Origin of the sequence: Streptomyces sp. NPDC050433, assembly GCF_044458565.1 — a bacterium.
In the GTDB taxonomy this organism is placed as follows: domain Bacteria; phylum Actinomycetota; class Actinomycetes; order Streptomycetales; family Streptomycetaceae; genus Streptomyces.
The window spans coordinates 75,819-100,407 of sequence record NZ_JBITIB010000008.1; the positions used below are offsets into that span (position 1 = coordinate 75,819).

24 protein-coding genes are annotated in these 24,589 nt (G+C 69.8%); 18 read left to right on the top strand and 6 right to left on the bottom strand.

All coding sequences use genetic code 11. The features are described 5' to 3' along the window. Positions 1-22 precede the first annotated feature (22 nt). From ACIBLA_RS12110 to ACIBLA_RS12135, 6 genes are all read left to right on the top strand, one after another. The gene (locus ACIBLA_RS12110) at positions 23-607 is read left to right on the top strand and encodes a CGNR zinc finger domain-containing protein (RefSeq protein WP_363244353.1); all 585 of its coding nucleotides are present in this window, start codon (positions 23-25) and stop codon (positions 605-607) included. A gap of 91 nt (positions 608-698) precedes the next feature. Next, complete coding sequence (gene argC, locus ACIBLA_RS12115; RefSeq protein ID WP_363244352.1) at positions 699-1,727, top strand: N-acetyl-gamma-glutamyl-phosphate reductase; 1,029 nt, start codon at positions 699-701, stop codon at positions 1,725-1,727. Positions 1,728-1,788: 61 nt separating this feature from the next. Further along, positions 1,789-2,970 carry a bifunctional glutamate N-acetyltransferase/amino-acid acetyltransferase ArgJ gene (gene argJ, locus ACIBLA_RS12120; protein WP_363244351.1) on the top strand — a complete coding sequence of 394 codons (1,182 nt, stop codon included), beginning with the start codon at positions 1,789-1,791 and terminating at the stop codon, positions 2,968-2,970. Continuing rightward, the gene (argB, locus tag ACIBLA_RS12125) at positions 2,967-3,884 is read left to right on the top strand and encodes an acetylglutamate kinase (protein ID WP_363244350.1); all 918 of its coding nucleotides are present in this window, start codon (positions 2,967-2,969) and stop codon (positions 3,882-3,884) included. The genes argJ and argB overlap by 4 nt, the downstream gene beginning before the upstream one ends. Next, the gene (locus ACIBLA_RS12130; RefSeq protein ID WP_399198502.1) at positions 3,881-5,095 is read left to right on the top strand and encodes an acetylornithine transaminase; all 1,215 of its coding nucleotides are present in this window, start codon (positions 3,881-3,883) and stop codon (positions 5,093-5,095) included. Before argB ends, ACIBLA_RS12130 begins: the two co-directional genes overlap by 4 nt. A gap of 7 nt (positions 5,096-5,102) precedes the next feature. Beyond that, entirely contained in the window at positions 5,103-5,681 is a 579-nt protein-coding gene (locus tag ACIBLA_RS12135) for an arginine repressor (protein ID WP_363244348.1), read from the top strand. A gap of 11 nt (positions 5,682-5,692) precedes the next feature. Here the strand turns inward: ACIBLA_RS12135 and ACIBLA_RS12140 are convergent, their stop codons facing one another. Further along, positions 5,693-6,406: a L,D-transpeptidase gene (locus ACIBLA_RS12140; RefSeq protein ID WP_399198503.1), complete on the bottom strand. Its 714-nt coding sequence runs from the start codon at positions 6,404-6,406 to the stop codon at positions 5,693-5,695. Between the two features lie 98 nt (positions 6,407-6,504). Then, positions 6,505-7,080, bottom strand: a complete 576-nt coding sequence (locus tag ACIBLA_RS12145; protein ID WP_363244346.1) for a pyridoxamine 5'-phosphate oxidase family protein — start codon at positions 7,078-7,080, stop codon at positions 6,505-6,507. A 70-nt stretch (positions 7,081-7,150) separates the two neighbouring features. Here ACIBLA_RS12145 and ACIBLA_RS12150 point away from each other — a divergent pair, with 70 nt between their 5' ends. The 3 genes from ACIBLA_RS12150 (at position 7,151) to argH (ending at position 10,368) form a co-directional block, all read left to right on the top strand. Beyond that, positions 7,151-7,558 (top strand): DUF488 family protein, encoded by a 408-nt coding sequence (locus tag ACIBLA_RS12150; RefSeq protein ID WP_363244345.1) that lies wholly within the window; start codon positions 7,151-7,153, stop codon positions 7,556-7,558. 61 nt (positions 7,559-7,619) lie between these two features. Further along, complete coding sequence (locus ACIBLA_RS12155; protein ID WP_363244344.1) at positions 7,620-8,813, top strand: argininosuccinate synthase; 1,194 nt, start codon at positions 7,620-7,622, stop codon at positions 8,811-8,813. A gap of 127 nt (positions 8,814-8,940) precedes the next feature. Continuing rightward, positions 8,941-10,368 carry an argininosuccinate lyase gene (gene argH, locus ACIBLA_RS12160; RefSeq protein ID WP_363244343.1) on the top strand — a complete coding sequence of 476 codons (1,428 nt, stop codon included), beginning with the start codon at positions 8,941-8,943 and terminating at the stop codon, positions 10,366-10,368. A 78-nt stretch (positions 10,369-10,446) separates the two neighbouring features. On the opposite strand, the gene ACIBLA_RS12165 is transcribed toward argH, so the two are convergent. Further along, positions 10,447-12,666 carry an NADP-dependent isocitrate dehydrogenase gene (locus ACIBLA_RS12165; protein ID WP_399198504.1) on the bottom strand — a complete coding sequence of 740 codons (2,220 nt, stop codon included), beginning with the start codon at positions 12,664-12,666 and terminating at the stop codon, positions 10,447-10,449. Between the two features lie 122 nt (positions 12,667-12,788). Between ACIBLA_RS12165 and ACIBLA_RS12170 the strand changes: the two genes are divergently transcribed. Then, the gene (locus ACIBLA_RS12170; RefSeq protein ID WP_363244341.1) at positions 12,789-13,337 is read left to right on the top strand and encodes a TetR/AcrR family transcriptional regulator; all 549 of its coding nucleotides are present in this window, start codon (positions 12,789-12,791) and stop codon (positions 13,335-13,337) included. After that, positions 13,334-14,923, top strand: a complete 1,590-nt coding sequence (locus ACIBLA_RS12175) for an MFS transporter (RefSeq protein WP_399198505.1) — start codon at positions 13,334-13,336, stop codon at positions 14,921-14,923. The genes ACIBLA_RS12170 and ACIBLA_RS12175 overlap by 4 nt, the downstream gene beginning before the upstream one ends. A gap of 79 nt (positions 14,924-15,002) precedes the next feature. Here ACIBLA_RS12175 and ACIBLA_RS12180 read toward each other — a convergent pair whose 3' ends face one another. Then, positions 15,003-15,776, bottom strand: a complete 774-nt coding sequence (locus ACIBLA_RS12180) for a lysophospholipid acyltransferase family protein (RefSeq protein ID WP_399198506.1) — start codon at positions 15,774-15,776, stop codon at positions 15,003-15,005. A 139-nt stretch (positions 15,777-15,915) separates the two neighbouring features. Here ACIBLA_RS12180 and ACIBLA_RS12185 point away from each other — a divergent pair, with 139 nt between their 5' ends. Next, complete coding sequence (locus tag ACIBLA_RS12185) at positions 15,916-17,091, top strand: glycerophosphodiester phosphodiesterase (protein ID WP_363244339.1); 1,176 nt, start codon at positions 15,916-15,918, stop codon at positions 17,089-17,091. Between the two features lie 349 nt (positions 17,092-17,440). Further along, entirely contained in the window at positions 17,441-17,944 is a 504-nt protein-coding gene (locus tag ACIBLA_RS12190; RefSeq protein WP_363244338.1) for a GNAT family N-acetyltransferase, read from the top strand. 77 nt (positions 17,945-18,021) lie between these two features. Here ACIBLA_RS12190 and ACIBLA_RS12195 read toward each other — a convergent pair whose 3' ends face one another. Together ACIBLA_RS12195 and ACIBLA_RS12200 are read right to left on the bottom strand one after the other, a co-directional pair. Further along, positions 18,022-18,465: a hypothetical protein gene (locus tag ACIBLA_RS12195; protein WP_399198507.1), complete on the bottom strand. Its 444-nt coding sequence runs from the start codon at positions 18,463-18,465 to the stop codon at positions 18,022-18,024. 2 nt (positions 18,466-18,467) lie between these two features. Further along, a complete protein-coding gene (locus tag ACIBLA_RS12200; RefSeq protein ID WP_363244337.1) occupies positions 18,468-18,827 on the bottom strand; it encodes a hypothetical protein in 360 nt (119 codons plus the stop codon). A 622-nt stretch (positions 18,828-19,449) separates the two neighbouring features. Between ACIBLA_RS12200 and ACIBLA_RS12205 the strand changes: the two genes are divergently transcribed. The 5 genes from ACIBLA_RS12205 to cbiE all read left to right on the top strand — a co-directional run bounded on the left by ACIBLA_RS12205 (position 19,450) and on the right by cbiE (position 24,348). Then, complete coding sequence (locus tag ACIBLA_RS12205) at positions 19,450-20,574, top strand: methionine ABC transporter ATP-binding protein (protein WP_399198508.1); 1,125 nt, start codon at positions 19,450-19,452, stop codon at positions 20,572-20,574. Further along, entirely contained in the window at positions 20,571-21,239 is a 669-nt protein-coding gene (locus ACIBLA_RS12210) for a methionine ABC transporter permease (RefSeq protein WP_363244335.1), read from the top strand. Before ACIBLA_RS12205 ends, ACIBLA_RS12210 begins: the two co-directional genes overlap by 4 nt. Positions 21,240-21,340: 101 nt before the next feature. Next, complete coding sequence (locus ACIBLA_RS12215; protein ID WP_363244334.1) at positions 21,341-22,201, top strand: MetQ/NlpA family ABC transporter substrate-binding protein; 861 nt, start codon at positions 21,341-21,343, stop codon at positions 22,199-22,201. Between the two features lie 130 nt (positions 22,202-22,331). Then, positions 22,332-22,970 (top strand): GNAT family N-acetyltransferase, encoded by a 639-nt coding sequence (locus tag ACIBLA_RS12220; RefSeq protein WP_363244333.1) that lies wholly within the window; start codon positions 22,332-22,334, stop codon positions 22,968-22,970. Between the two features lie 157 nt (positions 22,971-23,127). After that, positions 23,128-24,348 carry a precorrin-6y C5,15-methyltransferase (decarboxylating) subunit CbiE gene (gene cbiE / locus ACIBLA_RS12225; protein ID WP_399198509.1) on the top strand — a complete coding sequence of 407 codons (1,221 nt, stop codon included), beginning with the start codon at positions 23,128-23,130 and terminating at the stop codon, positions 24,346-24,348. Positions 24,349-24,589: the final 241 nt, after the last annotated feature.

Consider the following 24,589-nt stretch of genomic DNA (forward strand, 5'->3'; position numbering starts at 1 on the left):
CGCAACCGGCTAAGGTGGTTCCATGCGCGCTGGATTCCCTGACTTCCGCCTCGGCAACGTGCTGGCGACCAGCTTCACCGGGACTCTGTCGGAGCGTCACGGCAACGCTGTGGAGCGCATTCCCGCGCCGCACCGACTCGTCGACTGGCTGGCGGTGAACGGCCTCGCCGTGGACTCCTGCACCACTGCCCAGCTCGACCTCGCTCGGGAACTGAGGGAGTCGATTCACGCCGCCGCGACAGCCGCCGCGATCCAGGACGGCCTCCCCGCGTCTGCTGTCCGGGTCATCAATGACTTCAGCGCTCAGGGTCGGGCCGCGGCGATCCTGACGCCCGAGGGCAAGCGGCGATGGCAGCTCGGCTCGGCTTCCTGTGTGGAGGATGCCCTCGGCGTGATTGCCGCCGACGCGATCAGCGTCATCGCAGGCGAACGAGACGGAAAGCTGGCCCTGTGCGCCTCACCAACCTGCCAAGCCGCCTTCTTCGACACCAGCCAAAGCCGCACCCGCAGATGGTGTGACATGAACACGTGCGGGAATCGCCAGAAGAAAGCGCGCTTCAACGCCAACCAGGCCAACCAGCGCAAAGGCCCCAGATCGGCGGAGTGATCGTTGTCTCCGTGTGAGGGTGAAGGCGATACCGTCATTGCATAAAGCTGCGGCACTACGTATAGTCATGCCATCGACAGGGAGGGCTTCGATGGCCGTACGTGCAGCAGTGGCGGGAGCCAGTGGATATGCCGGTGGGGAAGTGCTCCGGCTGCTCCTGGGGCACCCCGGCGTCGAGATCGGCGCCCTCACCGGGAACTCCAACGCGGGTCAGCGCCTCGGCGCGCTTCAGCCGCACCTCGGGCCGCTGGCCGATCGTGTCCTGGAGCCGACCACCCCCGACGTGCTCGCCGGGCACGACGTGGTCTTTCTCGCGCTGCCGCACGGGCAGTCCGCCGCCGTCGCCGAGCAGCTCGGCGGCGATGTGCTCGTTGTCGACATGGGCGCCGACTTCCGCCTCAAGGACGCCGCCGACTGGGAGGCCTTCTACGGCTCCGCCCACGCCGGCACCTGGCCCTACGGCCTCCCCGAACTGCCGGGCAACCGCGCCGCGTTGGAGGGGTCCAGGCGTGTCGCGGTGCCCGGTTGCTATCCGACGGCCGTGTCGCTGGCGCTCTTTCCCGCGTACGGCGCGGGGCTCGTCGAGCCCGAGGCCGTGATCACCGCCGCCACCGGCACGTCCGGGGCGGGCAAGGCCGTCAAGCCGCATCTGCTCGGCTCCGAGGTCATGGGCTCGATGAGCCCGTACGGCGTCGGCGGCGGCCACCGGCACACCCCCGAGATGATCCAGAACCTCAGCGCGGCGGCGGGGGAGCGCGTCGGTGTCTCCTTCACTCCCACCCTCGCCCCCATGGCGCGCGGCATCCTCGCCACCTGCTCGGCGAAGGCGCGGCCGGGCGTCACCGCGGCGGACGTGCGGGGCGCGTACGAGAAGGCCTTCGCCGACGAGCCGTATGTCCAGCTCCTGCCCGAGGGCCAGTGGCCGGCGACCGCGTCCGTGTACGGCTCCAACGCCGTACACGTCCAGGTCGTCCTCGACGAGAACGCCCGCCGCGTCATCGCGATCAGCGCCATCGACAACCTCACCAAGGGCACGGCCGGCGGCGCGGTCCAGAGCATGAACATCGCCCTCGGACTGCCCGAGGAGACCGGGCTCCCGGCCACCGGTGTCGCACCATGAACCTCACCACGAACCAGCCGATCAAGCGGAACCAGCCGAACCAGCCGAACAAGGAGATGCAGTGAGCGTCACGGCAGCAGGCGGATTCACGGCGGCGGGCATCGCCGCCGGGATCAAGGACAGCGGCGCCCCGGACCTGGCCCTCGTGGTCAACACCGGTCCGCGCCGCGCCGCCGCGGGCGTCTTCACCTCCAACCGTGTGAAGGCCGCCCCCGTCCTCTGGTCGGAGCAGGTCGTCAAGGGCGGTGAGATCTCCGCCGTCGTCCTCAACTCCGGTGGTGCCAACGCCTGTACGGGCCCCAAGGGCTTCCAGGACACCCACGCCACCGCCGAGAAGGTCGCCGAGGTTCTGAACCTGGCTGCCCCCGACGGCTCGGACGACAGCCACAGTCCCGGCGAGATCGCCGTCGCCTCCACCGGGCTCATCGGCATCAACCTCCCGATGGACAAGCTCCTGCCCGGAATCGAGAAGGCCGCGGCCGAACTCTCCGCCCACGGCGGCGAGAAGGCCGCCATCGCCATCAAGACCACGGACAGCGTGCACAAGACGGCCGTCGCGGGCGGCGACGGCTGGACCGTCGGCGGCATGGCCAAGGGAGCGGGCATGCTCGCACCCGGCCTCGCCACCATGCTCGTCGTGCTCACCACCGACGCCGATGTCGACAGCCCCGCCCTCGACGCGGCCCTGCGCGCCGCCACCCGGACCACCTTCGACCGGGTCGACTCCGACGGCTGCATGTCCACCAACGACACCGTGCTGCTGCTCGCCTCCGGTGCCTCCCAAGTGACGCCGGGACAGGCGGAGTTCGCGGAAGCCGTCCGTACGGTCTGCGACGACCTCGGCCGCCAGCTCATCGGCGACGCCGAAGGCGCCAGCAAGGACATCCGCGTCGAGGTGATCAACGCGGCGACCGAGGACGACGCCGTCGAGGTGGGCCGCTCCATCGCCCGCAACAACCTCCTCAAGTGCGCACTGCACGGCGAGGACCCCAACTGGGGCCGGGTCCTGTCCGCCATCGGTACGACCTCCGCCGCCTTCGACCCCGACCGCCTCAACGTCGCCATCAACGACATCTGGGTCTGCAAGAACGGCTCCGTCGGCGAGGACCGGGACCTCGTCGACATGCGCTTCCGCGAGATCCGGATCACCGCCGACCTCGCCGCCGGCACCGAGTCCGCCGTCATCTGGACCAACGACCTCACCGCCGACTACGTCCACGAGAACAGCGCGTACAGCTCATGACCGCACGCAAACACACCGCCCTGCCCAAGGCGCAGATCCTCATCGAGGCGCTGCCCTGGCTCACCCGCCACAACGGCAGGACCGTCGTCATCAAGTTCGGCGGCAACGCCATGGTCGACGAAGACCTCAAGGCCGCCTTCGCCCAGGACGTCGTCTTCCTGCGCCACGCCGGTCTCAAGCCGGTCGTCGTGCACGGCGGCGGCCCCCAGATCAGCGCGCAGCTCGACCGGCACGGGCTGGTCAGCGAGTTCAAGGCCGGTCTGCGGGTGACCACGCCCGAAGCGATGGACGTCGTACGGATGGTGCTCGCCGGCCAGGTCCAGCGCGAACTCGTCGGGCTGCTCAACCAGCACGGCCCGCTCGCCGTCGGCATGACCGGCGAGGACGCCCACACCATCTCGGCGACCCGGCACCGGCCGCGTATCGACGGCGAGTTGGTCGACATCGGGCGCGTCGGCGAGATCACCGCGATCGATACGGGCGCCATCGAGGCGCTGCTCGCCGACGGCCGAATCCCGGTCATCTCCTCCATCGCGCGCAGCGCCGACGACGGACACGTCTACAACGTCAACGCCGACACCGCCGCCGCCGCGCTCGCCGCCGCACTGGGGGCCGAGACGCTGATGGTCCTCACCGACGTCGAGGGCCTGTACGAGGACTGGCCGAACAACGACGACGTGATCAGCAGGCTCACGGCCACCGAGCTGGAGAAGCTGCTGCCCGAGCTGTCCAGCGGCATGGTGCCGAAGATGGAGGGCTGTCTGTTCGCCGTACGCAACGGGGTCAACACCGCCCGCGTGCTCGACGGCCGCGTACAGCACTCGATCCTGCTGGAGATCTTCACCGACGAAGGCATCGGCACGATGGTCGTCCCCGACGGCCAGGAGAAAACGACCGAAGGGGGAGCAGCATGACCGACGACAGCAACCAGCGGCTCACGCGGCGCTGGCAGGATGTGATGGCCGACAACTACGGCACCCCGAAGCTCTCCCTCGTGCGCGGCGCGGGCGCCATCGTCTGGGACGCCGACGGCACCGCGTACACCGACTTCGTCGCCGGCATCGCCGTGAACGCCCTCGGCCACGCGCACCCCGCCGTCGTCGACGCGGTCTCCCGGCAGGTCGCGGCGCTCGGGCATGTGTCGAACCTGTACGTGGCGGGCCCGCCCGTCGCCCTCGCCGAACGGCTCATCGCCCTCGCCGACCGCCCCGGCCGCGTCTACTTCTGCAACTCCGGCGCCGAGGCGAACGAAGCCGCGTTCAAGATCGGCCGGCTCACCGGCCGCCGCCACATGGTCGCCACCGAGGGCGGCTTCCACGGCCGCACGATGGGCGCGCTCGCGCTCACCGGGCAGCAGCCCAAGCGCGAGCCCTTCCTGCCACTGCCCGGTGATGTCACGCATGTGCCGTACGGAGACGTCGACGCGCTCAGAACCGCCGTCACCGAGCAGACCGCGCTGCTGATCATCGAGCCGATCCAGGGCGAGAACGGCGTCGTCGTCCCGCCGCGCGGCTATCTCGAAGCGGCCAGGGAAATCACCCGCGCCACCGGCACCCTCCTGGTGCTCGACGAGGTCCAGACGGGTATCGGGCGGACCGGGCACTGGTTCGAGTACCAGGCCCACCAGAGCGTCGAGCCCGATGTCGTCACGCTCGCCAAGGGCCTCGGCGGCGGCCTGCCGCTCGCCGCGACGCTCGCGTTCGGCCCGGCGGCGGACCTGCTCAAGCCCGGTCAGCACGGTACGACCTTCGGCGGCAACCCGGTCGCCTGCGCCGCCGCGCTCGCGGTCCTGGACACGCTCGGCGCCGACGGCGCGCTCGACACGGTGAAGCGGCTGGGCGAGAAACTGCGGGACGGAATCGAGGCGCTGGGACACCCGCTGGTCTCCCATGTCCGTGGCGCGGGGCTGCTGCTGGGTATCGTGCTCACCGAGCCACTGGCGCCACAGGCGCAGCAGGCGGCTCAGGATGCCGGTTTCCTGGTGAACGCGCCCGCTCCCGATGTCGTACGGCTCATGCCACCGCTGATCATCGGCGACGACGAGGTGGAAACGTTCCTCCAGGCCCTGCCCGGCATCCTCGACAGCACGCGTGGGACCAACGGGGACGGACGATCCGGGGAATGAGACGACGATGACCGAGGCGCAGGCACCCGAGCACAACGGGCTCGACAGGGACGGTGGGAACGGCGCGGCCGAGCACAACGGCCCCTCCGTCCCACAGACGCGCACGGCGCGGCACCGCCGGATCGTGGACATCCTCAACCGGCAGCCGGTCCGCAGCCAGAGCCAGCTTGCCAAGCTCCTCGCCGACGACGGTCTGAACGTCACCCAGGCGACGCTCTCGCGCGACCTGGACGAGCTGGGTGCCGTGAAGATCCGCAACACCGGCGGTGAGCTGATCTACGCGGTCCCCAGCGAGGGCGGCTACCGCACCCCGCACGCCCCGCTCGGTGAGTCGGCGAAGGAGGAGCGGATGCGGCGGCTCTCCGGCGAACTGCTCATCTCCGCCGAGGCCTCCGCCAACCTCGTGGTGCTCCGTACGCCGCCGGGCGCCGCGCAGTTCCTCGCCTCCGCCATCGACCAGGCCGAACTCCGGCCCATCCTCGGCACCATCGCCGGTGACGACACGCTGCTGCTCATCAGCCGCGACCCGGTCGGCGGGCAGGCGCTCGCGGACCATCTGCTGCGACTGGCCCAGAAGGACGGCTGAGCGGACACGGCCTAGTAGCGGGTGATCGCGGTCGCCCCCGACTGCGTGCCCACCGCGATATGCGGTGAGCGCCCGCGGTCGGCCCACGTCAGGATGCGGCTCATCGCCTCGGCGGGCACGGACACACAGCCGGCCGTCGCGCCCTTGCCGTTGACGTGCAGGAAGATCGCGGCGCCCCGGCCGCGCACGGGCCGGTTGTAGTTGAAGCCGATGACCAGGGCGTGGGCGTACTGGGTGCCGTAGTCGGTCAGCTTCTCGGCCTCACCGGCCCGGCAGTCGGCCGGCAGCCCCTCGACCCAGCGGTTGTAGGCGCGCGAGTCGTTGTCCTGGCACCACCAGGACCGCTCGGTCACCGGTCGGTACGGGTAGCGGGTCCCCTTCGGCGCCTGCCGGATCCCGAAGGCGTACGGCAGGTCGTACAGCCCGGTCGGCGTGGTCGAGGTGCCCTGCACGCGCTCGGTGCCCGCGACCAGCCCGCCGGAACCGAACCGCGCCTCCGCCGACCCTGCCGCCACCCAGCGGTCCCCGCTCCGGTCCCACCAGGTGACGCGGCCCGTGGTCGCGGCGGTGCTCGCGGCCTCGGCGGTGATCAGCTGACTGCCGCCGCCGGTGTCGGCCATCCGCTCGGGGAGCGGTACGGAGGTGTCGGCGGGCGCGACAGGCCCCGCCGCGACTGTGGCGACGACGGCGAGCAGGACGGAGCCGAGCGAGAGAAGGATGCGCATGCTCGGACCGTACGCCGTGCGCGGGGTGACGGCCTCTCAGCTCGCGGACAACGCTTAGGGTCTGTCGTTTGGATCAGGCCGGATCCAAACGACAGACCCTAGGCCGTCCGGGCGGGCAGCGGCAGTGGCAGTGCGGGCAGCCCGTCCAGGCTGACCCCCACCTTCTTCTCGCAGTACGCCGCGAACTCCTCGTCCGTCTTCCTGGCGAAGTGCTCCGCGTGCAGGGTGCGCTCCTCCCGGTACTCCATGAAGGGGACGGCGAATCCGCACGAGTCGCTGATCCGTACCGCGCTGACCAGGATGATCGCCCGCGCGCTCGGCCCGTCCGCGCCCGTGAAGTGCGCGATGTACCGCGCCCAGCGCGGATCGTCCCGGAACACCGGCTCCCCGCGGCCGTGCACCCGCACGATCTTGGGCGGTCCGTCGAACGCGCACCACATCAGGGTGATGCGGCCGTTCTCGCGCAGGTGCGCGATGGTCTCGGCGCCGCTGCCGCCGAAGTCGAGATACGCGAGCGTCGACTCGTCCAGTACGACGAGGCTGCCGGAGCGGCCCTTGGGCGAGAGGTTGACATGACCGTCATCGGCGCGCGGGGCCGTTGCGGTGAAGAAGACAGGCTGTTCCTCGATGAAGGTGCGTATCCGGCCGTCGATCCGTTCGTAGAGCTTTCCCATGGCATCTATTGTCGGCGCCGACAATCGCGCGCGTCGAGATGTTTCCAACAGACGGGATGGGACGGGACGTATGACCTCCAAGAAGCCCACTGCCGCGGTACACGTCCGACGGGTCTACGAGGCGGCCGGGCCGGACGACGGGACGCGGGTGCTGGTCGACCGCCTCTGGCCGCGCGGGCTCGCCAAGACCGACGCCGTGTTCGACGACTGGCTGAAGGACGCGGCTCCCTCGGCCGAGCTGCGGAAGTGGTACGGGCACGATCCGGCGAAGTACGCGGAGTTCGGCGACCGCTACCGCATGGAGCTGGCGGAGCCCGGATCGGCCGCCGCCGACGCCCTCGAACGCCTCAGGGCACTGGCCGCCGACGGCACCCTCACCCTGCTCACCGCGACCAAGGACCTGGAGCACAGCCACCCCCTGGTGCTGGCGGCGGAGGTGACGGAGAGCGCCGGGGGGACCACCCAGGGGTCGCGTTGACAAAACATACGGTGCACTGCATAGTTATACCCATCAGCGTATGCACCGTAAGGAGAAACCCGTGACCGAGCGCGTCGTACTCGCCTACTCGGGAGGCCTGGACACCTCCGTCGCCATCGGCTGGATCGCCGAGGAGACGGGCGCCGAGGTCATCGCCGTCGCCGTGGATGTCGGTCAGGGCGGCGAGGACCTGGACGTCATCCGCAAGCGCGCGCTCGCCTGCGGTGCCGTCGAGGCCGAGGTGGCCGACGCCAAGGACGAGTTCGCCGAGGAGTACTGCCTGCCGGCGATCAAGGCCAACGCGCTCTACATGGACCGCTACCCGCTGGTCTCGGCGCTCTCCCGGCCGACGATCGTCAAGCACCTCGTGGCCGCCGCCAAGAAGCACGGCGCCGACACCGTCGCCCACGGCTGCACCGGCAAGGGCAACGACCAGGTCCGCTTCGAGGCCGGCATCGTCGCCCTCGCCCCCGAGCTGAAGTGCATCGCCCCGGTCCGCGACTACGCGATGACCCGTGACAAGGCGATCGCCTTCTGCGAGGAGAAGAACCTTCCGATCGCGACCACCAAGAAGTCCCCGTACTCCATCGACCAGAACGTCTTCGGACGGGCCGTCGAGACGGGCTTCCTGGAGGACATCTGGAACGGTCCGATCGAGGACATCTACGAGTACACCTCCAACCCGGCCGAGCACCGCGAGGCCGACGAGGTCGTCATCTCCTTCAAGGCGGGCGTCCCGGTCGCTATCGACGGCAAGCCGGTCTCGGTCCTCCAGGCGATCCAGCAGCTCAACGAGCGGGCGGGCGCCCAGGGCATCGGCCGGATCGACATGGTCGAGGACCGGCTCGTGGGCATCAAGTCCCGTGAGGTGTACGAGGCGCCGGGCGCCATCGCGCTGATCACCGCCCACCAGGAGCTGGAGAACGTCACCGTCGAGCGCGAACTGGCCCGCTACAAGCGGCAGGTCGAGCAGCGGTGGGGCGAGATGGTCTACGACGGCCTGTGGTTCTCCCCGCTGAAGCGGGCCCTGGACGGCTTCATCAACGAGGCCAACCAGCACGTCACCGGCGACATCCGGATGACGCTGCACGGTGGCCGGGCCGTCGTCACCGGCCGGCGCTCGGAGGAGTCGCTGTACGACTTCAACCTGGCGACGTACGACTCGGGCGACACCTTCGACCAGTCCAAGGCGCAGGGCTTCATCGAGCTGTTCGGCCTCTCCGCGAAGATCGCCGCGAAGCGGGACCAGGCCTGATTCGGCCCGTCCGGCGGCTGAGGACCGGGGTCCGGGGCGGAGCCCCGGTTTAGGGAAGGGGCGGGGTAGGGGACAGACTCCCTCACCCCGCCCATCTGTGTGACCGCACTCAAGGAGCAACCCAGCAGTGAGCAGCAACACCGGTGACGTCCGGCTCTGGGGCGGCCGTTTCGCCGACGGCCCCGCCGAGGCCCTGGCCAAACTGTCGGCCTCCGTGCACTTCGACTGGCGCCTCGCGCCGTACGACATCGCGGGCTCCCGCGCGCACGCCCGCGTGCTCAACAAGGCGGACCTCCTCACCCAGGAGGAGCTGGACCGGATGCTCGCCGGGCTCGACCGGCTGGAGGCCGCCGTCGCCGACGGCTCCTTCACCGGGACCATCGCGGACGAGGACGTCCACACCGCCCTGGAACGCGGCCTCCTGGAACAGCTCGGCCCGGACCTCGGCGGCAAGCTGCGCGCCGGCCGGTCCCGTAACGACCAGGTGGCGACCCTCTTCAAGATGTATCTGCGCGACCACGCGCGGATCATCGGCGGGCTGATCGCCGAGTTGCAGGACGCGCTGGTGGGACTCGCCGAGGCGCACCCCGACGTGGCCATGCCGGGCCGTACGCATCTCCAGCACGCCCAGCCGGTGCTCTTCGCCCATCATGTGCTGGCGCATGTGCAGTCCCTGTCGCGGGACGCGGAGCGGCTGCGGCAGTGGGACGAGCGGACGGCGGTCTCCCCGTACGGCTCCGGAGCGCTGGCGGGCTCGTCGCTGGGGCTGGACCCGGAGGCGGTCGCCGCGGACCTCGGCTTCGAGCACGGCTCGGCCGCCAACTCGATCGACGGCACGGCCTCGCGGGACTTCGTCGCCGAGTTCGCCTTCATCACCGCGATGATCGGCGTGAATCTCTCGCGGATCGCCGAAGAGGTCATCATCTGGAACACGAAGGAGTTCTCCTTCGTCACCCTGCACGACGCGTTCTCCACCGGCTCGTCGATCATGCCGCAGAAGAAGAACCCGGACATCGCCGAGCTGGCGCGCGGCAAGTCGGGCCGGCTGATCGGCAATCTGACGGGGCTGCTGGCCACGCTCAAGGCGCTGCCGCTGGCGTACAACCGCGATCTGCAGGAGGACAAGGAGCCCGTCTTCGACTCCTGTGACCAACTGGAGGTCCTGCTCCCGGCGTTCACCGGCATGATGGCGACGCTGACCGTCAACCGGGAGCGGATGGCGGAGCTGGCGCCGGCCGGGTTCTCGCTGGCCACCGACATCGCCGAGTGGCTGGTCAGGCAGGGGGTGCCGTTCCGTGTCGCGCACGAGGTCGCGGGCGAGTGCGTCAAGGTCTGCGAGAAGCAGGGGATCGAGCTGCACGAGCTGACGGACGATCAGTTCGCCTCGATCTCCGAGCATCTGACGCCCGAGGTCCGTTCGGTCCTCGACGTCTCCGGCGCGCTGGCCTCCCGTGACGGGCGCGGCGGTACGGCGCCTTCGGCGGTCGCCGTCCAGCTCGCCGAGGTGAAGACGGACCTGGCGCTCCAGCACGCGTGGGCGACGGCCAAGAAGTAGAGAGCGGTACAGCAGCCGTAACGGAAGCCGGGCGGGCCGCATCTGCGGCCCGCCCGGCTCACGTGTGTACGCGTCGGATCAACGCAGCGTCGAGATCGCCTGGTTGAAGGTCTTCGACGGCCGCATGACGGCCTCGGCCTTGGCCGGGTCCGGCTGGTAGTAGCCGCCGATGTCGGCCGGCGCCCCCTGCACGGCGAGCAGTTCGGCCACGATCGTCTGCTCCTGCTCGGACAGCGTCCTGGCGAGCGGCGCGAACGCGCCGGCGAGCTGGGCGTCCTCGGTCTGCTTCGCCAGCTCCTGCGCCCAGTAGAGCGCCAGGTAGAAGTGGCTGCCGCGGTTGTCGATGCCGCCGACCTTGCGGCTGGGCGACTTGTTCTCGCTCAGGAACGAGCCGGTGGCGCGGTCGAGGGTGTCGGCCAGTACCTGGGCGCGCGCGTTGCCGGTGGTGTTCGCGAGGTGCTCGAAGCTGACGGCCAGCGCGAGGAACTCGCCCAGGCTGTCCCAGCGCAGGTAGTCCTCCTTGACGAGCTGCTGCACGTGCTTCGGCGCCGAGCCGCCCGCGCCCGTCTCGAAGAGGCCGCCGCCGTTGATGAGCGGTACGACCGAGAGCATCTTGGCGCTCGTGCCCAGCTCCAGGATCGGGAAGAGGTCGGTCAGGTAGTCACGCAGGACGTTGCCGGTGACCGAGATGGTGTCCTCGCCGCGCCGGATCCGCTCCAGGGAGAACGCGATCGCGTCGACGGGCTTCATGATCTCGATCCGCAGACCGTCGGTGTCGTGCTCCGGCAGGTACGCGTTGACCTTGGCGATCAGGTTGGCGTCGTGGGCGCGGCCCTCGTCCAGCCAGAACACCGCGGGGCTGCCGGTGGCGCGGGCGCGGCTGACGGCCAGCTTGACCCAGTCCTGGATCGGCACGTCCTTGGTCTGGCACATGCGGAAGACGTCGCCGGCGCTGACCGTCTGCTCCAGTACGGCGTTGCCCGCCGCGTCCACGACGCGCACCGTGCCGGTGGCCGGGATCTCGAAGGTCTTGTCGTGGCTGCCGTACTCCTCGGCCGCCTGTGCCATCAGACCGACGTTGGGCACCGAGCCCATGGTCGACGGGTCGAAGGCGCCGTGGGCGCGGCAGTCGTCGATGACGACCTGGTAGATGCCCGCGTAGCTGCTGTCCGGGATGACGGCGATCGTGTCGGCCTCGCCGCCGTCCGGGCCCCACATGTGACCCGAGGTGCGGATCATGGCCGGCATCGAGGCGTCGACGATGACATCGCTCGGCACGTGCAGGTTGGTGATGCCCTTGTCGGAGTCGACCATCGCCAGGGCGGGACCCTCGGCCAGCTCGGCCGTGAAGGACTCGGCGATCTTCGAACCCTCGGGCAGCGACTGAAGGCCCTTGAGAATGCCACCGAGACCGTCGTTGGGGCTCAGACCGGCCGCGGCGAGCGCGTGGCCGTGCTCGGCGAACGTCTTGGGGAAGAAGGCGCGGACCGTGTGACCGAAGATGATCGGGTCGGAGACCTTCATCATCGTGGCCTTGAGGTGCACCGAGAACAGCACGCCCTCGGCCTTGGCGCGGGCGATCTGAGCGGTGAGGAATTCGCGCAGCGCGGCCACGCGCATCGCGGAGGCGTCCACGACCTCGCCGGCCAGCACGGGCACCGACTCGCGCAGCACGGTGGTGTTCCCGTCGTCGCCCACCAGCTCGATCCGCAGCGTGCCGTCCTCGGCGATCACGGCGGACTTCTCGGTGGAGCGGAAGTCGTCGGCGTCCATGTGCGCGACGTTCGTCTTCGACCCGGCCGTCCAGGCGCCCATCCGGTGCGGGTGCGCCTTGGCGTAGTTCTTCACCGACGCGGGGGCGCGGCGGTCCGAGTTGCCCTCGCGCAGCACCGGGTTCACGGCGCTGCCCTTGACCTTGTCGTAACGCGCCCGTACGTCCTTGTCCTCGTCGGACTTCGGGTCGTCCGGGTAGTCGGGCAGCGCGTAACCCTGCTCCTGCAGCTCGGCGATCGCCGCCTTCAGCTGCGGGATCGACGCCGAGATGTTCGGCAGCTTGATGATGTTCGCCTCGGGGGTCTTGGCGAGGGCGCCCAGCTCCGCGAGCGCGTCATCGATCCGCTGTCCCGCTTCGAGACGGTCGGCGAAACCGGCGATGATCCGCCCCGCCAGGGAGATGTCACGGCGCTCCACCGTGACCCCGGCCGTCGAGGCATAGGCCTCGACCACAGGCAGGAATGAGTAGGTGGCCAAGGCCGGGGCCTCGTCGGTGTGCGTGTAAATGATGGTCGAGTCTGTCACCGGGTGCTCCGCTCCACGTCTGCAACATTGCTCGACATCAAGATATCCCGTGGCCGGGGGCCGCTGGACAGTGGCCCGGAGCGCGTGAGACATCAGTGTCTCATTTGGGTTATGTTTGTCTCATGACAGTCGATCGGGACCAGGTGCTGCGTACGGCCGCCGCCCTCCTCAGCCGCAAGTCCACCGCCACCATGGACGAGGTCGCGCGGGCCTCCGGCATCGGCCGGGCCACCCTGCACCGGCACTTCGCGGGGCGCGACGCCCTGGTCAAGGCGCTGGAGGAGCTGGGCATCCGGGAGTGCGAGGCGGCGCTCGACGCGGCGCGGCCGGACGAGGGACCGGCGAGCGGCGCGCTGCGCCGACTCGTCGCCGAGATCGAGCCCGCCGCCGGGCTGCTGGCCTTCCTCGTCACCGAGAACCAGCTCTTCGAGGGCGAGGTCAACGAGGGCTGGGACCGGCTCGACGCCCGGGTCTCCGCGCTCTTCCGGCGCGGACAGGAGCAGGGCGAGTTCCGTATCGACCTGCCTCCCGCCTGGCTCACCGAGGCGTTCTACGGACTCGTGGGCGCATGCGCGTGGGCCGTCCTGGACGGACGGGTCGCACCGAAGGATTTCCAGTACATGATCGCCGAGCTGCTGCTCGGCGGAGCACGACGGAGCGTGGAGCAATGAGCGGCACCGAACCGCGGGCGACCGAGACGGACTTGCGGCACCGCCCCCTCGGACGCTGGCTGGCCCTGGCCGTACTCGTCCTGGCCGTGCTGCTGGTGGCGGTCGACGCCACGGTCCTCGGCCTCGCCACCCCCTTCCTCAGCGAGGACCTCAAGCCGTCGGGCACCCAACTGCTCTGGATCGGCGACATCTACTCGTTCGTCATCGCCGGCCTGCTCGTCTCCATGGGCAGCCTCGGCGACCGGATCGGCCGTAAGAAACTCCTGCTCACCGGCGCTGTCGCCTTCGGTGCCGTCTCCGTGCTCAACGCGTACGCGACCAGCCCGGAGATGATGATCGTCGCGCGGGCGCTGCTCGGTATCGCCGGCGCGACCCTGATGCCGTCCACGCTGGCCCTGATCCGCAACATCTTCCACGACCCCAGGGAGCGCAGCGTCGCCATCGGCATCTGGGGCGCCGCGGCCTCGGCGGGCGCGGCCGTGGGCCCGGTCGTCGGCGGATTCCTGCTGGAGCACTTCTGGTGGGGCTCGGTCTTCCTGATCAACCTGCCCGTCATGGCGGTCCTCGTCGTCGTCGGCGTGAAACTGCTGCCCGAGTCGAAGAACCCGGCACCCGGTCCGTGGGACCTGCAGAGCGTGCTGCTGTCCCTCGTCGGGATCGTCGGTGTCGTGTACGCCATCAAGGAAGCCGCCGCTCACGGGCTGCGCTGGGACATCGCCGCGACGGCGGTGGTCGGGGTCGCGGCACTCGTCCGCTTCGTCCGCAGACAGCTCAGGATCCGCCACCCGCTGCTCGACATGCGGCTGTTCAAGAACCGCGGCTTCTCCGCGGCCGTACTGGCCGACCTGCTGACCATCCTCGGTCTGTCCGGGCTCGTCTTCTTCCTCTCGCAGTATCTGCAACTCGTCCAGGGACGAGGGCCGCTGGAGGCCGGCGTGGCCGAACTGCCCGCCGCCGTCGGCGCCGTGACGGCGGGCCTGCTCGCGGGCCGGGCCGCCCGGCGGTTCTCTGTGCGGCTGGTGGTGGCCGGCGGCCTCGCCGGAGTCGGCCTGGCGACCGCCAGCCTCGTCCTGCTGACCGAGAACACCGGCTACCCGATGCTCGGCGGAGCGCTGCTGGTCGTGGGCGTCGGCGCGGGATTCGCCTTCACGGTGACGGCCGACGTGATCCTCTCCAGCGTCCCCAGGGAACAGGCGGGCGCGGCGTCGGCGGTGTCGGAGACGGCGTACGAACTGGGCGCCGCGCTCGGCATCGCGCTCCTCGGCTCGATCGTCACGGGCATCTACCGGGGCTTCCCCACCCCGTCGGGCGTCCCCGCCGAGACGGCGTCCGCCGCGCACGAGTCCCTGGGCGGCGCGGTGGAGGCGGCGAGCGCCATCCCCGGCCACCAGGCCGCGGAACTGATCGCCGCTGCGCAGGAGGCCTTCGTCCACGGCCTGCGCATCGCGGCGGGCGCGGGGGCGGCGCTCCTGCTGGCGACGTCGGTGGCGGCGTGGTTCCTGCTGCGCGGCCAGAAGCTGGAGGACGGCGTGAAGGAGGCGCCGGAAGCGGCGGAGGTCTCGGAGACCGAGGAGCGGGTGGGGTAACGCGGACGGGAGCCGCACGCGGGTACGGGCGTGGCGCCGGTCGTAACCGATACGGCGCCACCGCCCCCGCCGGAAGAGGTCAGGCCGCCTTCGCCTTGGTGGCGTACATGTCCACGTACTCCTGCCCACTGAGCCGCATGACCTCCGTCATCACGGAGTCGGTCACCGCCCGCAGCACATAGCGGTCGCGGTCCATGCCGTCGTAGCGCGAGAACTCCATCGGCGCGCCGAAGCGGACCGTCACCCTGCTCGGCCTCGGCATGCCGGAGCCGTTCGGCTGGATCTTGTCCGTGCCGATCATCGCGAAGGGCACCACCGGCGCGCCGGTCATCAGCGTGAGCCGCGCGATACCCGTACGGCCCCGGTACAGCCGTCCGTCGGGGGAGCGTGTGCCCTCCGGGTAGATACCGAACATATGGCCGTCCTCCAGCACCCGGCGGCCGGTCATCAGCGCCGCCACACCGCCGCGCCCGCCGTCACGGTCCACCGGGATCATGCCGCAGCCGGTGAAGAACCAGGCCATCAGCCGGCCCTTGAGGCCCTTGCCGGTGACGTACTCGTCCTTGCCGATGAAGAACACCTGACGGCTGCCGCAGACGAGCGGAAGAACCATCGAGTCGATGAACGTGAGGTGGTTGCCGGCGAGGATCACCGGACCCGTCCCCGGAATGTTCTCCGCGCCCTCCACCCGTGGCCGGAACATCAGACGCAAGATCGGTCCGAGCACTGCCTTGACGAGCGCAAAGCGGGACAACGGGGTCCTCCGGTTGGTGAGCGGTCGTATCGAGCCGACGAACTCTCTGCAGGTGAGGACGATACTCGCGGGCCGGGCCCCCGCGCACATCGGGTTCATCGATCGGTTACGCAGTGTTGACACGAGTTTGTGGTGTGTTCGCGCCAGGTCTGCCCGGTGTAGGGGGTGACTGCCTACGATCAAGCCCTCGCTTGACAGGTGCGGGACAGCAACATGGACATCACATGAAGGAGCGTTCATGACACAGGGTGCGCGGAACATACCGGGACGACGGACCGTGCTGGGAGCGGCGGTGCTCGGCTCGGCCGCACTCGGTCTTTCCGCAGGCACGGCCGGCACGGCGCAGGCCGCGCCGGCCGCCGACGCGCGCGGCGGCAGCAACCGCCCGCCCCACAAGGGCCTGCCGGTGCCCACGATCATCGGACACCGCGGCGCCAGCGGCTACCGGCCCGAGCACACCCTCGGTTCGTACCAGCTCGCGCTCGACCTCGGCGCGCACGTGATCGAGCAGGACCTCGTGCCGACCAAGGACGGTCATCTCGTCTGCCGTCACGAGAACGACATCACCGCGACCACGGACGTGGCCGACCACCCGGAGTTCGCCGGCCGCAAGACGACCAAGAGCGTCGACGGGGTCAGCCTCACCGGCTGGTTCACCGAGGACTTCACACTCGCCGAGCTGAAGACGCTGCGCGCCAAGGAGCGCATCCCGCAGTCGCGTCAGCAGAGCACCCTCTACAACGGCCGCTGGGAGATCCCCACCTTCGAGGAGGTCCTGCGCTGGGCCGACGACGAGGGTCGTCGCCGGGGCGAGCCCGTGTGGCTGTACGTCGAGACGAAGCACCCCACCTACTTCCGGGGGCTGGGCCTCGGCCTTGAGGAGCCGCTCGCGAAGCTGCTGCGCCGGTACGGCAGGGACCGCAGCGACTCGCCGCTGTTCCTCCAGTCCTTCGAACCCACCAGCATGCAGCGCATGGCGAAGCTGGTCTCGACCCCGCGCGTCGTGCTGTTCGACGCCGCGAACACCCAGCCGTGGGACCTCAAGCAGTCGGGCGACCCTCGCTTCGTGGCCGACCTCATCAAGCCCGAGGGGCTGAAGTGGATCGCGTCCTTCGCGCAGGGCATCGGCCCGTGGGTGGACCTGATCATTCCGAAGGACAAGGCCGGCAAGCTCGGCGAGCCCACCACGCTGGTGCGTGACGCCCACGCCAAGGGCCTGATCCTGCACCCGTACACGATGCGCAACGAGAACAGCTTCCTGCCGGCCGACTTCCGGATCGGTACGGATCCCCACGCGTACGGCGACGCCTTCGGCGCCTTCAAGGTCTACTTCGAGCAGGGCGTCGACGGCATCTTCACCGACAACCCGGACACGGGTCTGCTGGCGGCGGCCGACTTCAACAAGAAGAAGTGAGTCCCCGTCCCTGACGTGTCGGTTGTGCCCCGGCCGGGTGATCTTGAATTCGCCGGGGCACAACCGCGTGTCGTGGGCTCCGAGTTGGGCGCCGAGTTGGGCACGGGGCCGCAGAACGTACACCTGGCCCCCGTCGTGCCCCGGCGGCTGCGAAGTTGGCACCCGACGGGTCCACCCACCGAGAAATCACAGGAGAGTTGGGTATCTCACAGGGTGAATTGGAGTCGTTGCGTTCCGCTTGCCTGTGATGCCTGCGCACAATGCTCGTCACAGAGGTTGCAGCTCCTGAACTCCGGGGAAAGGAGCGGTAGACAACCGGCGGCGGCAGGTGAGCGGGAGGCATGCACACATGGGCATGAGCGTGACCATCTCAGCAGCGAGTGCGCAGGACGCGGAGCACATCCTCAAGCTCCAGTATCTCTGTTACCAGAGCGAGGCCGAGCTCTACGGTGACTACACCATCGAACCGTTGACCCAGACCCTCGACGACCTCAAGGACGAAATCGCCCGCGGCCACGCTCTCGTGGCCAGGCTCGGCGGCGAAGTCGTGGCCTCCGTACGGGGCGTCATCGACACCGAGGGCACGGCCAGGATCGGCAAGCTCATCGTCCACCCGCGGATGCGGCACCACGGTCTCGGCGGCCGGCTGCTCGACGCTATCGAGGGGAGCTTCGCCGGGGACGAGGCGGCCAAGCGCTTTCAGTTGTTCACCGGCCATCGCAGCGAGGGCAATCTGCGGCTGTACCGGAGCAAGGGGTACGCGCCGGTGGCCAGCGAGTCGGCCGGTCCCGGTCTCACGGTCGTGACGCTGGAGAAGGAAGCGGCCACGGGGGCGTTCGTCGCCAGCGCCTGACCGTCGGCCCCTCACCTCTCAAGCCGTCACCCGGTCACCGGTCACCGGTCCAAGCCCGCTCAACCGGTCAAGCCCGCTCAACTCCGTCGGGACCTGCGCAGCCACAGCATCCCCGTGATCGGCAGCAGCACGGGAATGAAGAGATACCCCCAGCCGAACCCGGACCACACGGTCGCGTCGGGGAAGGCGGAGGGGTCCACGATCGTCCAGGTCCCGACGGTGAGCACGCCGACGAGTTCGCCGCCGCAGCACACCAGCGCCGCCTTCCGGGCCGTCTCGCCGCCCCGTACCAGCGTGTAGGTGATGAACACGTACACGAGGGCAGCGACGCCCGACAGCGTGTACGCCAGCGGTGCCCGGTCGAACTTGGTGGAGATCTCGAAGGCCGTCCGCGACACCGCGCCGACCGACATCACTCCGTACAGCCAGACGAGCAGCAGTCCGGGCCCCTGGACGAGCCTGGTCCGCCCCGCCGGCCGCTCGCCCGTGCCCGCGTCGGCGGCGCCTGTTCCGGTCTCCACTGTCAGCCTCCCCAGATGTCGTACAGACGCACTTCCAGTACGGCGAGGACGACGGCGCCGGCGGAGACCGTCACCGAGCCCCAGCGGGTCCGCTCGGCCAGGGACAGGAACCCGGCCGCCGGAATGGCGGCCAACGCGCCGATCAGATACGAGACGAAGATCACCGAACCCTGGGCCGGGTCCTCGCCACGCGCCAACTGAACGATCCCGACGATCAGTTGGGCCAACGCCAGCACCGTGACCACGGCCATGCCCATGAAGTGCCAGTCCTTGGTGGGCTGGTCCCGGTACGCGGCGAAACCGCACCAGGCGGCGAGGACGAGAGCGGCCACGGAGACCGCGACCGTCAGGGCGACAAGCATGACGACGAGAGTATTACGGCCTGAAAAACCCGGTGCGATCGCCCCTGGGGGGCAGTGGGCCGCCGACTGGGCGCCGCAACCGCCGTCGTCGTCGCCATCGGCTTTGCCGTGATCGTGACCCTGACCGTGGTCTTGGCCACAGCCCACGACCGCCACCGACCGGGTGCCGACACCTCGCCGACGACCTCGCGGGTATATCCATGCAGGTCAGAGCGGTGAATCGGAAGATCGACGGGCCGCCTTCCCGCGTATCCGCTATTCGGACAGCCAGCCGAACCGTGCCTATACGTCTGCTTTACTTACCGACATGACCACGACGAGCAGCCGCACCCTTGCGACCGAGGCGATCACGACGCCCGGTGCTCGCTGTCTGTGTCGAATGTGCGCCCACTGAGGGCCCCTGCCTGAGCCTCGCGCCCCGAAGCGAGACCCGACAGAAGCGACGCCACGTCCGTGGTCACGTCTCGTAGCACCCGTACGTCCCTGACACATGGCCGGCCGTGAGCCGCCATGAGTTGACGTGCTGTGCCGTGAGTCGACGTGCCGAGCCCTGTCGGACCGCCCGAATCCCCGTACCCCGCCGGCCGCCGTGCCGCGCACCCGACAGTGACGGAAACCTCCTGTGATCACCACTACGGGCCTGACGAAGGTTTATCGGGCCGCCCGGACCGGCAGGTCGCGCGACCATGAGATCACCGCTCTGGACGGCGTCGACCTGCACGTACGCGAGGGCGAGGTCTTCGGAGTCGTCGGCCGCAGCGGCGCCGGCAAGTCCTCGCTCATCCGCTGCGTCAACCTCCTCGAACGTCCCACCGCCGGCACCGTGAGCGTCGACGGGACCGACCTGACCGCGCTCGCCGGCCGCGGCCGGCGGGCCGGCAGGGAACTGCGCCGCGCACGCAGCTCCATCGGCATGGTCTTCCAGCACTTCAACCTGCTGTCGTCGCGCACCGTCCAGGACAACATCGAACTGCCGCTGGAGATCCTGGGCCACACCGGGCAGGAACGTTCACGCAGGGCGCGCGAACTGCTCGACCTCGTCGGCCTCGCCGACAAGGCAAAGGTCTACCCGGCCCAGCTCTCCGGCGGCCAGAAGCAGCGCGTCGGTATCGCCCGCGCGCTGGCGGGCAAGCCGAAGGTGCTGCTCTCCGACGAGGCGACAAGCGCGCTCGACCCCGGAACCACCCGCTCGATCCTGGGACTCCTGCGCGACATCAACCAGCAGCTCGGCCTCACCATCCTGCTGATCACGCACGAGATGGAGGTCGTCAAGACGATCTGCGACTCGGCCGCGCTGATGGAGCAGGGCCGGATCACGGAGTCCGGCACGGTCGGCGGACTGCTCGCCACCCCCGGCTCGCGGCTCGCGCGCGAGCTGTTCCCGGTCGACGGCACCGGGTCCGGACCCGGCAGCACGGTCATCGACGTGACGTTCCACGGCGAGGCGGCCACCCAGCCGGTCATCTCCCAGCTGTCGCGCACCTACAACATCGACATCTCGATCCTCGGCGCGGCGATGGACACCGTCGGAGGCCGCCAGATCGGCCGGATGCGGATCGAACTGCCCGGCCCCTTCGAGGAGAACGTCGTGCCCGTCGGCTTCCTGCGCGAGCAGGGACTCCAGGTCGAGTTCGTGGAGCCGGCCGACGGCGGCGTGACGGCCGGCGGTGGCGTGACGGCCGACGGCGGCGTGACCGCCGAGCCCGTGCTCACCAGGGCCCCGCTCACCAAGGATGGTGCCAAGTGACCTGGTCCGAAATGGAGCCCCTGCTCACTCAGGGGACTCTCGACACCCTCTACATGGTGCTGTGGTCGGCCCTGGTCACCGTCGCCGGCGGACTGCCGCTGGGCGTCCTGCTCGTCCTCACCGACAAGGGCGGCCTGCTCCAGAACACCGCCGTCAACAAGGTCGTCGGCGTGATTGTGAACATCGGCCGCTCGCTGCCCTTCATCATCCTGCTGATTGCGCTGATCCCCTTCACCACCTTCGTCGTCGGCACCTTCATCGGTCCCACGGCGATGATCGTGCCGCTCGCCATCGGCGCCATCCCGTTCTTCGCGCGGCTGGTCGAGACGGCGATCCGGGAGGTCGACCACGGCCTGGTCGAAGCCGTCCAGGCCATGGGCGGCTCCATTCCCACCATCATCCGCAAGGTGCTTCTCCCGCAGGCCCTGCCGTCGATCGTCTCGGGCACGACCACCACCGTCATCGCGCTCATCGGCTACTCGGCGATGGCCGGCGCGGTCGGCGGCGAAGGTCTCGGTTCCAAGGCCGTCACCTACGGATTCCAGCGGTTCGAGAACGACTTCATGATCGCCACAGTCGTCGTGCTGATCGTGATCGTCACCGTGATCCAGCTGATCGGCGACCTCGCCGTACGGCTGCTGACCCGCCGGACCCGTACGGCATAGCCCGACCGTACGGCGCCCCGCGCCCGACTCCCCAGATGTCCCACCGGCCCGCACTCCTTGTGCGGACCTGACCACCACACACCCGGAAAGAGGCACTTTTCGTGCGCACTCACCTCAAGATCGCCGCCGCCGCGGCCACCACCGCCCTCGCCATCGGCCTGAGCGCCTGCGGCACCGCGTCCGACCCCGCCGAGAAGTCGGCGGACGGCGCCAAGGCCGACGAGTCGAAGCCCCTGCTCGTCGCCGCGTCCCCGACCCCGCACGCCGACATCCTGAACTTCGTCAAGGACGAACTGGCGGCGGACGCCGGACTCAAGCTCGACGTCAAGGAGTTCACGGACTACGTCCTGCCGAACACCGCCACCGAGAGTGGCGAGGTCGACGCCAACTTCTTCCAGAACAAGCCCTATCTCGACGACTTCAACAAGAAGAACGACACCCACATCGTGCCGGTCGTCAATGTCCACCTGGAACCGCTCGCCCTCTACTCCAAGACCGTCAAGGACCTGAGCGGCCTCAAGTCCGGCCAGACCGTGGCCATCCCGAACGACACCGTCAACGAGGGGCGCGCCCTGAAGCTCCTCGCCGACAACGGCGTGATCACGCTCGCGGACGGTGTGACGGGCAACGGCACGCTCGCCGACATCACGGACGACAAGGGCCTGAAGTTCAAGGAGTTGGAGGCAGCCACCCTGCCCCGCGCGCTGAACGACGTGGACGCCGCCGTCATCAATGGCAACTACGCGATCGAGGCCGACCTCAACCCCGCCGAGGACTCCCTGGCGCTGGAGAAGACCGCGGACAACCCGTACGCCAACTTCCTCGCCGTGAAGGAGGGCAGCGAGAAGGACCCGCGGGTGCTGAAGCTCGCGAAGCTCCTCAACTCGCCAGAGGTGGAGACGTACATCAAGGACACCTACAAGAACGGCGCGGTCCTGCCCGCGTTCGGCCCGCCGGCGTAGCGCGCCGCGCAACGCGCCCGCGTAACCCGGCCGTCAATCCGGTACGAGCCCCGCACACCCCGGTCGTGTGCGGGGCTCACCCGATGCTGCATGCTGTGCATTTACGACGGACTGAGGCATGGAGCTGAGCATGACTACCACCTTTCCGGACGTCTCCATCAGCACCGAGCGGCTGGTGCTGCGCCCGTTCGAGGCCGCGGACATCCCGGCGCACATCGAGATGATGAATGACGAACCGGTCATCGCGTGGATGTCGGCGCCGCACCCGTACAGCACTCGGCACGCCGAGGAGTGGGTGGGCCGAATCGCTCCCGCGGAACGCACCGAGGGGCGCGGACTGGTCCTCGCCGTCACCGAGTTCCTGACCCAGCGCCTCGTCGGTCTCGCGCGACTGAAGAACACCAACTGGCGCACCCGCGCGACCGAGATCTCCTACGTCACCGCCCCCTGGGCGCGCGGTGAGGGCTACGCGACCGAGTCGGTGCTCGCCGTCGCGCAGTGGCTCTTCCGCGACCAGGGCTTCGAGCGCATCGAGTTGCGCACGGCCGCGGACAACACGGCCGCCCAGCAGGTCGCGCAGAAGGCCGGCTGTATCAGCGAGGGCGTCCTGCGCAACGCGTGGATAGCACGTTCGCAGACGGAGACCGGCGGCTGGATCGACATCCGCACGGACCTCATCGTGTGGAGCCTGCTGCCGGAAGACCTCGAAGGCGTGGCCGACCAGATGGCGGACGCGGGCGGCTACGCCTCGTTCACCGACTGGAACTGAACCCCGGCGGCTGCCCGCACCCACGGCAGACGGCGCGACGGCCGACGGGTACCCTCACACGACCGCCACGGTGCGGACCCCCTCAAGACACAGCAGAACCGCGGCACCTCCGGCCTGCGACGAAACGACCTGACAACCCCTGGGGAGACTGACGACGATGGCCGACCGCGTCACGGTGATCGGCTGGGACGGCTCGCCCCTCACGCCCGCGGCCACGTCCGCCCTCGCCGCCGCGACTCTGGTGGCCGGCGCGGCCCACCATCTCGCCCTGCCGGAAATACCGCCGGACGCCGAACGCGTCCGCCTCGGCAGCGTCGACCTCGCCGCCCGCAGGATCGCCGGACACCGCGGCAGCGCCGTCGTCCTGGCCGACGGCGATCCGGGCTTCTTCGGCGTCGTACGCACCCTGCGCGCGCCCGAGCACGGACTTGAGGTCGAAGTCGTCCCCGCGGTCTCCGCCGTCGCCACCGCCTTCGCCCGCGCCGGAATGCCCTGGGACGACGCACAGGTGGTGGTCGCCCAGCGGCGCACACTCCGTCGCGCCGTCAACGTGTGCCGGGCACACACCAAGGTCGCCGTCCTCACCTCCCCGGGCGCCGGGCCCGCCGAACTCGCCCTGCTGCTCCAGGGAGTTCACCGCACCTTCGTCATCTGCGAGGAGCTGGGCACCGAACGCGAACAGGTCACCGTCCTCACCTCCGACAAGGTCGCGGACCATGTCTGGCGCGATCCCAACGTCGTCATCGTCATCGGCGGCATCGGCGCCGCGTCCGTCCGCACCGGTGGCTGGATCGCGGGCCACGACCCCGAGTACCCACCCGCCGAACGGGGTTGGGCGCTGCCCACCGAGGAGTACGGCGTCGACCTCGACGAGGGCGAGTCGACCTGGCTGCGCGCGGCCCAACTCGCCCGGCTGGGCGCCCGTACCGGCGACCTGGTCTGGGACATCGGGTCCGGCAGCGGCGCACTCGCCGCGGAGGCGGGGCGCTTCGGAGCGGCCGTGATCGCCGTCGACGCGGAACCGGGGGCGTGCGCGAGCACCGCTGCCGCCGCCCGTCGCGCCGGCGTACAACTGGAAGTCGTGGAAGGCCGTGCGCCCCATGTGCTGGAGAATCTGCCCGAACCCGATGTCGTACGCATCGGCGGCGGGGGAGTGGATGTCGTCATCGCCTGCGCCGACCGCAGGCCCGCGCGCATCGTGACCCACGCCGCGACGCGCGACGAGGCGGAGGCCGTCTGCACCGCGCTCCGCGAGGGCGGTTACGCCGTGGAATGCGTCCTGCTCCAGTCCGTCGACATGGACACCGGGGCGTGGTCGGAGCGCGAACGCTCCGTGGTTTTCCTGGTCTCGGGGAAGCGGCCGGACCGCGCCCCCTGACCCCGTTGTCAGCGGCGCGAGGTAGGCTGAGCGACCGTTGTGCCGCAGCCGGTCGTTCGTCGCTTCGTTCGTCAATGTCCGGAAAAGGGGGTCCTTTTGGACCCTCATGTGGTACGGCTGCACGGGGGACGCGCGACGTGGCGCAGCCCACAGACGGCCGCCGCAGATCACCGCGTGTCGACCGCGAACGGCCGCGAGAATACGTGCGGGTCGCGGCTCGATTCGTGCCGCGCGACGCCCA